We start from the raw sequence: 14,050 nt of genomic DNA, 5'->3' as shown, positions 1-14,050 counted from the left end.
ATGAAAAATTCCAAAAATAAAATCTTAAATTCCAATAGAATTTTTCAGTTTACTCTTTTGTTTATCACGCTTTTCATTAGCAATAGTATTTTTGCTCAATTTGATATTCCTAAAAAACCGGATTTTCAAACTTCTGTTTATGACTATGCCAATGTTTTAAGCGCTTCTGAAAAAACGCAGTTAGAAGAAAAACTAATTCGTTATTCTGATTCAACTTCTACCCAAATTGTAGTCATTACTATTGAAAGCTTAAAAGGCGAAGATATTGGAATTCTTACTCCAAAATGGGCTCATGAATGGGGAATTGGACAGGCAAAAGAAGATAACGGGGTTTTGATTTTATTGGCTAAAGCCGAAAGAAGAATCTGGATTTCGCCTGGTTACGGATTAGAAGATCGTTTAACAGCCGGAATTGGTGGAGAAATTACCCGAAACATTATTATCCCGGAATTTAAAGCAGGAAGTTATTATCGCGGACTTGATAAAGGTGCCGATGCGCTTTTTGATGTTTTTAAAGGCAAATATAAAGGAGAACGCAAACAATCTAAAGGAAAAGACTTTCCTATACTTCCATTTATCGTAATTGTTGTAATTGTTTTAATTTTACTTTCCCGCAGCAAAAGAGGCGGTGGAGGAAATTCTGGCAGCAATGGCGGCGGTCCAAGCCTGATGGATGTAATTCTTTTAAGCAGTCTTGGCAGAAGCAGCGGCGGCGGCTTTGGAGGATTTGGCGGTGGTTCATCTGGCGGAGGCGGAGGCTTCGGCGGTGGATTTGGCGGAGGCGGATTCTCCGGAGGAGGTTCTGGCGGAAGCTGGTAGAAACTTTTGTTTCAAGTTTTCTTTGTTTCTGGTTTCTTTTATTTAAGTTTCAGGTTTACTAAATTATTTTAGTTAAATTTATAATTCATAATTTACAATTTATAATTCAAATATAGATGTTATCACATAAAGCAAAATACGCCCTTAAGGCCTTACTTTATTTAGCAGAACAAGACGAAAATCACATTTCTAGAACTATAGAAATTGCTGATGGCGCTAACATTCCTAAAAAGTTTTTAGAACAGATTTTATTAGATCTAAAACGAGGACGTTTTGTGAGCAGTAAGCAGGGAAAATTTGGCGGATATTATCTGATAAAATCAAAAAATGACATCACTTTGGCAGAAATTCACCGATTATTTGACGGTGCAATTGCACTTTTGCCATGCGCTTCTTTAAATTTTTATGAGCCTTGCTCTGATTGTAAAACCGAGTCTGAATGCAGTCTGCGTCAAGGTTTAATGCTTATTAGAGATAAAACTTTGAAGGCAATGGAAGGCATCACAATCGCTTCATTGGTAAATAAATAAAAAAATATTTTCTAATTCCTAGTAAATCGATAGAATTAATATTTATATTTGCACAAAATATTTAACTAACCATTTACAAAATTTTTAACATGAAAGTACATTTTAGTCCATCAGGTGTATCAAAACTTTTGCAAAATAAACAAACAAGGCTTTCAGCTTCTGTGAAAAGAAATTCATCTTTAATGTGTATATGCTGATTTAAAAAAATTTCCTTTAAATTCTACTAATTACATATACTTAATATAAAAATGAAAACGTCTTTACAAAATATCTTTACAATATTATTCTTTTTAACTTTCACTGTATCATTTGCACAAAACATTGAAGGTGTAGTTACAACAAACGAAAACATCCCTTTAGAAGCCGTAAACGTGGTAGTTAAAGGAACTACAAACAGCGCTGTAACAGACAACAGCGGTAAATTTACAATCGATTCAAAAGGGAGATTGCCATTTACACTTTTAATTCAATATGTTGGCTTTACAACAGCTGAAATAGAAGTAACTTCTATTCCGGTAAATCCAATTCAGGTTGCACTTAAGGAAGAAAATGAACTTATTGAAGTTGTAGTTTCTTCAAGAAGAAGAATTGAAAAAGTTCAGGATGTGCCAATTGCAATTTCTGTAATTACAGGAAAACAGGCAGAACAAACCGGAGCCTTTAATGTAAACCGTATTAAGGAATTAGTTCCTTCGGTTCAGCTTTATTCTTCAAATCCAAGAAATACGGGTATCAACATTAGAAGTTTAGGTTCTCCGTTCGGGTTAACAAATGATGGTATCGACCCGGGAGTTGGATTTTATGTTGACGGTGTTTACTACGCTCGTCCGGCTGCAACAACTCTTGACTTTATCGACGTAGAACAAATTGAGGTTTTACGCGGACCGCAAGGTTCTTTATTTGGAAAAAATACAACTTCTGGAGCTTTCAACATTACAACTCGTAAACCAAGTTTTACATCGGGTGCTGACTTTGAGGTAAGCTATGGAAATTATTCTTTCTTGCAGGCTAAAGCTTCTGTTACTGGTGCTTTAGGAAGCAAAGTGGCAGGTAGATTATCTTTCTCAGGTACGTCACGTGATGGCTTAGTTGACAATGTTGCAACTGGAAGATCTACCAATACATTAAACAATCAAGGTATTAGAGGTCAATTACTTTGGACTCCAACTGTAAATACAAATGTTATATTTGCAGCTGATATTACAACGCAGCGTCCTGACGGATATGCGCAAGTTGTTGCCGGTGTTGCTCCAACACAAAGAGCTGCTTACCGTCAATTTGATGCTATTATTAAAGATTTAAATTACCAGCTTCCAAGCCAAAATGCATTTGATCGTAGAATTGATCAGGATACACCATGGCGTTCTAATCAGGATATGGGAGGTGTTTCTTTAAACATTGATACAAAAATTGGAGGCGGGACTCTTACTTCAACAACTGCATGGCGTTTTTGGAACTGGGATCCATCAAATGATAGAGATTTTACAGGATTACAAGTATTGGCTAAGTCTCAAAACCCAACTAGACAAACTCAGATTACGCAAGAAGTTCGTTACGCAGGACGGTTAACTTCTAAAATCAGTGGTGTTGCCGGAGTATTCTTTATCGATCAAACATCTCAAACAGATGGTACTGAAGAATCTGGAAGTGCACAATGGAGGTTTGCACAAAGTTCAACTAGTTCTTTATGGAAAACCCCGGGTCTTTTTGAAGGATACGGAATCAAAACTGATGCAAATATCAGGGCATCTAGTGCTGCAGTTTTTGGCCAGCTTGACTGGGCAATTACAGATCGTCTGCATGTTTTACCAGGTTTACGATATAATTTTGACAAAAAAGATGCTCACTATGCTCGTACAACTTATGGAGGTTTACAAACAACAGATCCTGCATTACTTGCTTTAAAAAAACAAGTATATTCTGATCAGGCATTTGATTCAGCTATTGATAATACAGACTTTTCCGGAAATATTACTGTTACTTTTAAGGCTTCGGATAAAATCAATGCTTACGGAACTTTTGCAAAAAGCTACAAACCGGTTGGTGTAAACGTAGCCGGGCTTCCAACAAACTCAGCCGGACAGCCGCTGCTTGAACTTGCTGTTATCAAACCTGAAAAAGTATATCATTATGAGGTGGGAGTAAAAACTTCTCCTTTCAAAAATTCAATCTTCAATATTGCTGCTTTTAGAACAGATATTAAAGATTTCCAAACTAATGTTCAGGCTGCTGAATTGGGTGTAAACCGTGGTTATCTTGCAAATGCTGACGAAGTACGTGTACAAGGTGTTGAATTAGATGCAAGCTTTGTTATAAGTTCACATTTAACTATAAATGGTGCTGTAACTTATACAGATGGTATTTATAAAAAATTCACTAACGCACCACTTCCGTTAGAAGAAACCGGAGCTCCGGTATCTTTCAAAGATGTTTCCGGAACTAATCTTCCGGGTGCTTCAAGATGGGCAGGATCTTTAGGTGGTGAACTTTCTGATAATGCAAGATTCTTTGGGAATGCGGGAAAAGTTTTCCTTGCTGTTGATTCTTATGCTCGTTCTGAATTTTCTTCAAGCCCTTCGGCTTCAAAATATTTAGTTGTACAAGGATATGCAATTTTTAATGCTCGTTTAGGTTTCCGTGCATCACAAGGTTTATCTGTTCACTTTTGGGGACGCAACCTTTTAAACAAAGATTACTATGAGCAGTTATTGCCGGCAGGAGGTAACGCAGGACAATATGCTGGTGTATTAGGTGATCAAAGAACTTACGGAATCACATTGAAATACAGCTTGTAACAATAAATTAAGAATTAAAACTAAAAACTAAATTAACGGGATGCGTTTAAAAACGTATCTCGTTTTTTTTTTGCAAAATGTTTCATCAAAATACAATTACCCGAAACTGTTATTTTAAAAACTTATAGAAGCGTTTTATTTCATTCTAAACAATGAAATTTAATATTTTTTAGACAATGATTCTTCTTCTGGACGGAAGATATTAGTAATGTAAACAAAATACTAAAATGCAGAATTATTATAATTTTACAGTTTCAGCAAGTCAAATATCATATAATCCTTATTGGTACGAAAAATCAAATATCATTCTAAAGTCTGTATTAGGAATTTTAGTTTTGACTGCGGGATTTGCATTATCACACTTACATAATTTCAAAATTGGATTTATTCTCTCTATTCTGATAAGCGCTGTTTTAGTTTTTAATGGTATTTACAAATTCCGGATTAAAAATAAAACAACATTTATTTTTGACAAAACAGATGGTGCTTTCTACAAAATCACTCAGCTGGGTAAAAAGAAAATTATTTCATTAAATAATGTTTCAGATATTATTTCAAAATCCAGATCAATGAATTATCATTATTCTCTTCTATCTGTGGATAATACAAGAATTAAAAAGATTAAATTAACTGCTGACATAAAAAACGAAAATAGAACCAATCCGGAAGTACGCTTTTTAGAAATGGAAATCATACCACAGCTTGAATCATTTTTAAACTTAGATAATAAAACAGCTATCGTCTTTGATGATAAATATTGTTCTTCTATTTAATACTTAATTCAAGCTGCTAGTTAATAAAGTGTAGTCCTTACGGGACAAAAATTGACATGAATAAATTGATTTCTACCAATATATAATCTCTCCAAGATATTTTTTTGTTATTCCGTTAGGAGTTAAATATTGGCAGCAGAATAATAAAATCTGCCAGAAAAAATGAGGCTGTCTCAAAAGTAAAATCAAGCTGTTGAGAATCGCGTAAATGGAAAATTTCTCCGATAGGTATCCGAATAAAAAAGAGGTTGTCTCGACTTTTGAGACAGCCTCTAAACTTTTTTAGATCAAATTTATTTATTGAATTATTAAACTAGCAACTTGAATTAATTAACCAAAACAATCACAAAATCAATAAAAAGTGCAATAAAAAATAATTCTTGTTTGTATATATTCGCATCCTCAATTGGGCAAATGAAAATTTATAAATTAATTATTATTTTAGGTTTTACAGGTTCTATTTTATCAGCACAGAATCTAAAAAAAACAGATCAGCAAACGCTGACCTGGATTCGTTATTATAATATTCTTCCTTTAACCGAAAAATGGGCTTTACATTCTGAATTTGATAACCGTAGTTTTGTGAATCCAATTCATCAAAATTTATTTGTTATACGATTGCAAGGTCGATACCGAGCCGCAAAAACTATTGATTTGGGTGGTGGTTTTGCTTACTTCAACGTAAATACGCAGGACCCGAACGCTGATCCCGATTTTTCGATTCCTGAATATCGCATACAGCAAGATATTACTTTCATCAACGATATTGCAAAAATTACTTTTCATAATCGATTTCAGCTTGAAGAACGTTTTATACAGAAAGCGACAAGAACAGAACTGCTTGATAATTTTTCCTTTGCATACCGGTTTCGTTATAGGTTACAATCGACTTTTGATCTTTGGAAAAAGGAAAAACAAAGCTTAAAAGGAACAATTTCTGATGAAATTTTATTGAATTACGGAAAAGATAATAAACGAAATACATTTGATCAAAATCGTCTTTACGCTGCACTTCGCTATCATATTAATTCTAATATCGGCTTAGAATTAGGTTATCTAAAAAGTTTTCAAAGACGTGCCAGCGGTGTAGATTTTTATGACCGTGATATTATCCGATTTACTTTTTATCATAAGATTGATAGATTTTAGATTTTAGATTTAGGATTTTTTTTCTATTCTATGTTCCTTTTGAACCTTTGTCTCTTTGTCTCTTTGCTTCTTTGCTTCTTTTGAGCCTCTGAACCTTCAAAAAAAAACTATTCTCGCTGCCTTCTCTTCCCTCCTTTTTCAGATCCTGTGAAGTTTCCGATTTTATAAGCCATGGAAAACATTACATAACGCCTTAAAACGGTATTTTCTTCATCACGGATTGCTGTTGCAGAAATCGTTCGTGTCGCACTTAAATTTTGATTTAAAACATCATAAACTTTTACTTTTGCATACAGCTTTTTATCTAAAAATCCGTACGACAAACTAGTGTTCCATAGATAAAAATCTTTTTTGAAATCGCCAGAAATATTTGAATTATAGGTATATCCAAAATCATTTCCGAAGATTAAATTTTCCGGCCAGTACGTTGTCGTCTGCAAATTGATTCTGTGAACCACATTTGAAGTTGCATCTCGTGAATAATTTTCATATTCCGACTGATTGTATGATAAATTATAAGATGGTGCAATTGTTAATATTTCTCCGTAATCATAGGACAAATAAACTTTTGGTGTTATCGAAGTCGATTTTGCATTATATAAAACGGCATTTGTAAATCCTTTGTCAAAAGAATAGCCCGCGTTTAATCCTAAACCATATCTTAAAGTATGCGCTCCGCCTTTTACCGACTGATTCCAGTTTGCGCCAATAGAGGCATTGTAAACGCCCGAAATATTTACGTAAGTTGTATTTCTTTTTCCGCTTTCGTCATATATAGAAGTTGACACAATATCATTATCATAATAATCTCCTTTTAAATATAAACTGTAACCAGAACGTGAACGGAAATCATAATTTTTGAAATTGAAATTTACACTGCTTTTTTCTATCGGATGTAAATTAGGATTTCCAACAATTGTATTCAGCGGGTTATTAAGGTTCACAACTGGCATTAACTGCGTTGCAGACGGCAATGCGTTTGAATAATCATATTTAAATGATAAATTTTTAGAACGCGTAAACTTGTATCTAAATAAGGCCGTCGCAAATGGCAATGCATATTTTTTACTTAAATCTGTTGCATTATTTAAATACAACGAATGATTATCAAAATTTACGATAGAAGTTCGGCTGTCAAGATTTAATGTAAACTTATTTTTTTGCAGTGTAACTCCAACTTTTGGTGTAACAGAATTTTGCATGGAGCTTGTATAATTAGTTAGAGACAAATTTAGATCACTATATTCCTGTGTATCAGGATTAAAATTAAAAGTCTTTTCATCATTTACAGTACTATTCCAATCAAAATCAGATCCAAATCTAACTCTTAAAGAATCAGTTATTGGTTCTGTATATTCAATATCTGCAGAATAGGCATCGCTGCTGTTTTTCTTTTTTGTCGTTTGATTTCTTTCATCATTTGGCTGATTGTCCTGATAAAAAATCGTTTCAGACAGATTCAAACCGTTAGAATCCGTACTTGTATTATTATTGGTAAATACAAAGCTTAGATTTCGAGATTTCTTTTGAAAGGTTTTATTAAAGTTAATTGTGTTACCAAAATTAAGGTTATCACTTTCAGAATACGATTTAGAATTACTTTCGTTTAATGCATTTCCGTTTTCATCTTCAGAGAAACTTGATGAAGTCAAATTACTGTTTGTTCGCGATTGATTCAGTTTTGGTGCCACAACAATTCGCATACTTGGATTAATTTTATATTCTAATTCAAAATTTACATTATTTCCGGTACTTTCGTTTCTTGTTTTAGAATCGGCTTCAGTAATAATATTTCCAGTTGGTAAAAAACTAAGCTGATTTGATTTGCTGTCATTATTATTAATCGTATTCGAAAAATTATAACTTCCCATTGCCAGCAGGTCTTTTGTCCAGTCGTCAGAATAGTTAAGCCCGACTAGATTTGACTGTGTAATTCCCTTTCCGCTTCCGCCGGAATTTGAGCTGCCGCTTTTACTGTTTCTTCCGCCCCCCATATTATCAAAAACATCATCCATAGAAAATCCGGTTGAATTGATATTATTTGAAGAAGCCAGCAGACTTATTTTTTGTTTATTATTAAAATAATTCAGGTTAACATTGGCTTCATAGCGGTCATTTGTACCGTAACCGCCCATTATTTTTCCAAAATAACCTTTGTTTTTCTTTTCATCAATAGTAATATTAATACTCGAAAAATCTGAAGTTGATTCCTGCTTTGCCAGTTCTTCTTTTTTGGTTTTAAAATCAGAAACCTGAATCTTTTTTATAATATCTGCAGGTAAATTTTTAATGGCAATAGCTCCGTCTTTATCAAAAAAGGTTTTTCCGTTTACTAAAACCTGATTAACCTCTCGCCCATTTACGGTAATTTTTCCATCATTATCGACATCAAATCCGGGTAATTGTTTCAATAAGGTTTCTACATTAGAATCTGGACGGACTTTATAAGACCCTGCATTAAATTCTAAAGTATCTTTCTTGATTGTTATGGGCGTAGCTTCAGTTTTTATAACCACATCATTTAAGGCGTTTACATTTTCAAGCATGTATATTTTACCAAAATCTTTACTTTCTGTAAGTCCTTTATATTCTTCAAAATAGGTTTGATATCCCATATAACTTACCTTCAAAAACACAGGTTTGTCATATTTTTTTATATCCATTCGAAAAGCACCATTTTTATCTGTGGTGGCATATTCAATAACAGTAGAATCTTTAATTGTGGTAAAATAAACCGTTGCCATTTCCAGCGGTAATTGGGTATTTACATCTAAAATTATTCCTCTAATAGTAATATCATTCTGTGCATGGGCGGTTAAGACGAAAAGGAATAAAAACGATAAAGATGAATAAATCTTAGTCATAAAAAATTGGTTAGTTAGATGGTTAGACTACAAATAAGTTAAAAGGTTTAATTGTAGTTTTTACATTTATTCATATAACGTGTCTTTTCTGCAGTTATTAAGATAACTAAAAATACGCCTAGATTTTTATTTTAAAACATAAAATACTGGTTACCAAAAATTTAAACCCTATAAAAAAGGGTAAAACTGCCCTTTTAAAAACAGTATTTAGCCTTACTTCTATTTCATCAAAATACAAAAACTTTGCGACAACAATAAAAGGAGAATTCAGAAAATCCTAAAACAGAGTATGACAGAAAAGTCGAAAACTGATAAGAGTAGGCAACTTAAAAACCCATTACCATGAAAAATATTTTTAAAGGTTCCTTAAGAGGATATGTATGTGAAGATTGTCTTGAGGCCGTATCTGAAGTAGAAATTTTAATTTACCATCCATACAGAAATGTTGATTCTACTGCAAATACAGCCTCTAGTGCAAAAGAAACATTCCGTTTTGTTTCAAAAGAAGAGGCAAAACAAAGAGCAGAATTACTTGCTTACAAAGCAAAAACAGATGCAGAAGGTAATTTTCAAATTGAAGTCGATGAAAAACATACAGACGCAAGCTTCGATATTGATTTTGTCTGTGGCTCAGTTCCGCCAAAACATCCAAAACCAAAAAGAGATGAAATAGTGCAGCTGCATATTACGACTTTTTCGATGCGTTTAGAACTTGAAAAACAAGCGAAAGATGAAAGATACAGATGGGAATATGCTATTGCTTATAAATGGTGGTGTTATATTCGCGGCCACTTTTTTGATGCGTGGGTTATCTGCGGACATTTAATGAACTGCCAGACCAATAAGCCAATCGCTAATGCGAAAGTTACAGCAATGGATGCCGATTTTTTGACCGATGATAATTTAGGAACGGCAACAACAGATTCAAACGGGCATTTTAGAATCGATTATACTTCGGCCGATTTTAAAAAGACATTTTTATCGCCCTGGATAAATATAGAAACTGATCCAAGTTTCCTTTCTTTTCAAAGCGGACCAGATGTTTATTTTAAAGCTGAATTAGGCGGCACAAAATTAGTTGATGAAACTAAAGCTGATGCACGCAAAAATATTGGTTTTTGTTTGTGTGTAAATTTATGTTCTGATGTAAATGTTGTAGATCCTAATGATCCGAATTTCCCAAGTGCATGGACCGGAATTGGATCTAAATTCAGCTCTTCTTATGGAACAAGTGCGCCAGATTTTGACGCAGAAGGTTACGCCAGTTCTGATAAAAATGTATTGTATTCAACAATAAAACTGACTGGACAAGCCGCTTTGAAATCAGCCGCCGGAAATCCGATTGAATATCGTTTTTCCGTAAGTGATGCTACTCTTCCAAACGACGATATTAATAACCCTCCTTTAGCAGGTTTTACTAAAATAGTAGGCCTATATCCTAATTTATTTGTTCCTGGCGTTGTTTCTAAATTAATTCGAAAAGTTTATTCTCCTATCCATAATCAGATTTCAGTGGTTAGTGATCAATCTGATTTTGATGCTGAAGGCTGGTTCGATGTCAACCATGCAATTGAAAGAGCATTAGTAAGTGTTGGTTTTACTCCTGCTAATTTGATATTATATAATATTATTGAAGAAGATACATTAATCTCAATGAATACAGCTGCGTTAACGATAGCTCCGGATGTTCCGAACATTTTTAGCGCAGGACAGCCTATTCCTCCAGCAAATGAAATCCCTGTCGAAAAATTTGCCATCCGTTTTGAGATTAGAGAAGTAATCAATAAAGCTGCAAATCAGTTTGGTGTTATAGATGGCGGAAAAATATTGAATTCGGTCATTATGAATAATAACCCGATTTACAGAAGACTTGCAATTAAAGAGCTTGAAGAAACTACTCTTTGTACGCCAATTAACGGTACCGTACACGCAAAATATACTTTGTACCATCCGTATCTGGCATCTGGTCGTTTACACCTAAATAGTAACAGTCTTAGTATAGACCGAGATGTTACCGATGGTATAATAAATACAACATTAGTTAAAAGAATAAACGACAATTCTGCACTCAACGCTCCACCGCTTGATAATTTGGTACGTTGTACTTACACTTTAAAATTGTATTCTTCAACCAGAAAACATAACGGAGAAAATGGTGATTCTGACGGAGGTACACCACTAGAGCAAATTTTCTTCTATGATGAGAATCAGGTATAAGTTTAATTTGATTTAAAAATAAAAAAGCAACATTTCATAATTTGAAATGTTGCTTTTTTTTTTGATTTCCAAAAAGGATTTTTTATTTCTCTCTGATATAAATATCGATTGGAACTCCTGCGAAATCCCAGTTATCACGAATTTTATTCTCCAAATATCTTTTGTATGGTTCTTTAACATATTGCGGCATATTGGCAAAAAACACGAATTGAGGCGTTTGTGTTGGCAATTGCATACAATATTTAATTTTTACATATTTTCCTTTTGTCGCCGGCGGCGGATAAGCTTCGATTACTTTCAACATATATTCGTTGAATTTTGAAGTTGCAATCCTTTGCTTTCTGTTTTCAAAAACCTGAACTGTAGCTTCTAAAGCTTTCAATAAACGCTGTTTTGTTAAAGCCGAAACGAATAAAATTGGCACATCTGTAAAAGGCATTAATTCTTTACGGATTTTCTCTTCGTAATCACGGCTAGACATGGTATCTTTTTCTACCAAATCCCATTTATTAACCAGGATCACAACACCTTTACGGTTTTTTTCTGCAAGCCAAAAAATACTTTGATCCTGTCCTTCAAAACCACGAGTTGCATCGATTACCAATATACAAACATCAGCGTGCTCAATTGCTCTTACAGAACGCATTACGGAATAAAATTCTAAATCTTCCTTAACTTTTGCTTTACGGCGAATTCCAGCAGTATCAACCAAGTTGAATTCAAAACCAAAACGGTCAAATTTTGTATCAATTGCATCACGAGTAGTTCCTGCAATATCAGTTACGATATAACGATCCTGACCAATTAAAGCATTGATAAAGCTAGATTTTCCAGCATTTGGGCGGCCTACAACTGCAAAACGAGGTAATTCCTCAGTAACCTGAACCGGTTCTTTTTCAGGAAATGCATCAATTAAAGCATCTAATAAATCTCCCGTTCCGCTTCCTGAAATACTTGCAAAAGTAAAATAATCCCCTAAACCAAGATTATAAAACTCAATCGCATCTTTCTCACGCATTGCGTTATCTACTTTGTTTACAGCCAATAAAACAGGTTTTGTTACTTTGCGAAGTAACTTTGCAACCGTTTCGTCCATTGGTGTAATACCTTCTTCTACATCAACTACAAAAATAATAACATCTGCTTCGTCGATAGCAAGCTCAACTTGTTTACGGATTTCACCTTCAAATACGTCATCAGATCCGCGAACGTATCCACCGGTATCAATGACAGAAAACTCTTTTCCGTTCCACTCGCTTTTACCATAGTTTCTATCACGGGTAACCCCAGATACTGAATCTACAATAGCTTCTCTTCTTTGTATCAGCCTATTAAAAAGGGTTGATTTCCCTACATTAGGTCTTCCTACTATCGCAACAATGTTATTCATTTTTTTGAATTTTAGATTTTAGATTTCAGATTTTAGATTCTGTTTTTGACAAAATCATATTAAATCGTAAATCCAAAATGCTGTCTTTAAATTTTTTGCAAAGGTAGTTAAAAAAAGTTGCTGAGATGCTAAGTTTCTAAGTACCTAAGTTTTTATTGTTTTTTGTATAATTTTCAGGAGCTATTTCCCGCTGTTCCTTCCAATCTTTTGTGCCGAACCCCGGCACAAAAGGATTTTCCCTCTCATCAGGGCTAGGGCACCTTGGTTTCAAGAACTTTTCGGTTATCGATTAAACAAATCAACGATTAACCGATTAAACAAAAACTACTGATTATAACCAAATCGTTTCAGCATATTAGCGTTACTTCTCCAGTTTTTATTCACTTTTACGTAAAGTTCGATATGAATTTGTTTTCCAAAGAATTTCTCTAAATCAACGCGGGCATCCATTCCAACTTTCTTTAGCGCAGCACCTTTATGACCAATGATAATTCCTTTTTGTGTATCACGCTCTACCATAATTACAGAACGGATTCTGATAATATTATCGTCTTCATGGAATTCTTCTGTTACAATTTCAACTGCATACGGAATTTCTTTACTGTAATTCAATAAGATTTTTTCACGAATGGTTTCGTTTACAAAGAAACGTTCCGGTTTGTCTGTCAACTGATCTTTAGGATAATAAGCCGGAGATTCTGGCAATAATTCGATAATTCGGCCAAAAACTTCCGGAACATTAAAGTTCTGCAGAGCCGAGATTGGGAAAATTTCTGCATTTGGCAGCTTTTCTTTCCAAAAAGCAACCTGCTCTTCTAATTGTTCCTGATTTGAATTGTCTATTTTATTCAATAATAGTAAAACCGGGATTTTAGCATAAAAGATTTTATTAAAGAAATCTTCATCTTTTAAGTTCTGTTCTCCTATTTCGACCATGTAAATTAAAACATCAGCATCTTCAAAAGCCGATTTTACGAAGTTCATCATCGACTCCTGCATTTCATAAGCCGGTTTTATAATTCCTGGAGTATCTGAAAGTACCATTTGAAAATCTTCTCCATTTACAATTCCTAGAATTCTATGGCGTGTTGTTTGTGCTTTTGATGTAATGATGGATAATCTTTCTCCAACAAAGGCATTCATTAGTGTCGATTTTCCAACATTTGGATTCCCGATTATGTTTACAAAACCTGCTTTATGTGACATTTGCATAATATTTAATTTTACTGCGTACAGTTCGACCTATCGGTCTCGAGTGCAAAGGTAGTCATATCAACTCAATACAGAAAATAAAACATTTTTTAAAGTTTTCGTTGGATTTCACAAAAATCGGCGTATCTTTGCACCCGAAACATCGCGGGATAGAGCAGTAGGCAGCTCGTCGGGCTCATAACCCGAAGGTCACAGGTTCGAGTCCTGTTCCCGCTACTAAGACAAGAGGCTGTCTCAAAAGGACAGCTTCTTTTCGTTTATAAAAAATTAAGATAGCTATAAAAAATTAATTCGGTTTTTC

Annotated in this window: 9 protein-coding genes and 1 tRNA gene; 7 read left to right on the top strand and 3 right to left on the bottom strand. The window is 34.1% G+C overall.

Annotated elements, in window-relative coordinates:
• From AABD74_RS09695 to AABD74_RS09675, 5 genes are all read left to right on the top strand, one after another.
• On the top strand, window positions 1–819 hold the full coding sequence (locus tag AABD74_RS09695; protein ID WP_406845395.1) for a TPM domain-containing protein: 819 nt from the start codon (window positions 1–3) through the stop codon (window positions 817–819).
• 116 nt (window positions 820–935) lie between these two features.
• On the top strand, window positions 936–1,349 hold the full coding sequence (locus AABD74_RS09690; protein WP_232682921.1) for an Rrf2 family transcriptional regulator: 414 nt from the start codon (window positions 936–938) through the stop codon (window positions 1,347–1,349).
• A gap of 248 nt (window positions 1,350–1,597) precedes the next feature.
• Entirely contained in the window at window positions 1,598–4,144 is a 2,547-nt protein-coding gene (locus AABD74_RS09685) for a TonB-dependent receptor (protein WP_406845394.1), read from the top strand.
• Between the two features lie 227 nt (window positions 4,145–4,371).
• The gene (locus tag AABD74_RS09680; protein WP_232682923.1) at window positions 4,372–4,917 is read left to right on the top strand and encodes a hypothetical protein; all 546 of its coding nucleotides are present in this window, start codon (window positions 4,372–4,374) and stop codon (window positions 4,915–4,917) included.
• Window positions 4,918–5,331: 414 nt separating this feature from the next.
• Window positions 5,332–6,066, top strand: a complete 735-nt coding sequence (locus tag AABD74_RS09675; RefSeq protein WP_232682316.1) for a DUF2490 domain-containing protein — start codon at window positions 5,332–5,334, stop codon at window positions 6,064–6,066.
• A 107-nt stretch (window positions 6,067–6,173) separates the two neighbouring features.
• On the opposite strand, the gene AABD74_RS09670 is transcribed toward AABD74_RS09675, so the two are convergent.
• Window positions 6,174–8,930 (bottom strand): outer membrane beta-barrel protein, encoded by a 2,757-nt coding sequence (locus tag AABD74_RS09670; protein ID WP_406845393.1) that lies wholly within the window; start codon window positions 8,928–8,930, stop codon window positions 6,174–6,176.
• A 342-nt stretch (window positions 8,931–9,272) separates the two neighbouring features.
• On the opposite strand from AABD74_RS09670, the gene AABD74_RS09665 reads away from it, so the two are divergent.
• Complete coding sequence (locus AABD74_RS09665; RefSeq protein WP_406845392.1) at window positions 9,273–11,147, top strand: hypothetical protein; 1,875 nt, start codon at window positions 9,273–9,275, stop codon at window positions 11,145–11,147.
• 82 nt (window positions 11,148–11,229) lie between these two features.
• On the opposite strand, the gene der is transcribed toward AABD74_RS09665, so the two are convergent.
• Window positions 11,230–12,537: a ribosome biogenesis GTPase Der gene (gene der / locus AABD74_RS09660; protein WP_406845391.1), complete on the bottom strand. Its 1,308-nt coding sequence runs from the start codon at window positions 12,535–12,537 to the stop codon at window positions 11,230–11,232.
• A gap of 324 nt (window positions 12,538–12,861) precedes the next feature.
• A complete protein-coding gene (gene era, locus AABD74_RS09655; protein ID WP_232682320.1) occupies window positions 12,862–13,743 on the bottom strand; it encodes a GTPase Era in 882 nt (293 codons plus the stop codon).
• A gap of 149 nt (window positions 13,744–13,892) precedes the next feature.
• On the opposite strand from era, the gene AABD74_RS09650 reads away from it, so the two are divergent.
• Window positions 13,893–13,965, top strand: a tRNA-Met gene (locus tag AABD74_RS09650).
• Window positions 13,966–14,050: the final 85 nt, after the last annotated feature.

This window comes from Flavobacterium soyae (assembly GCF_045348165.1).
GTDB lineage: Bacteria > Bacteroidota > Bacteroidia > Flavobacteriales > Flavobacteriaceae > Flavobacterium > Flavobacterium soyae.
The sequence above is the reverse complement of the archived record's forward strand: the minus strand, read 5'-3'. Positions and strand labels throughout refer to the sequence as shown.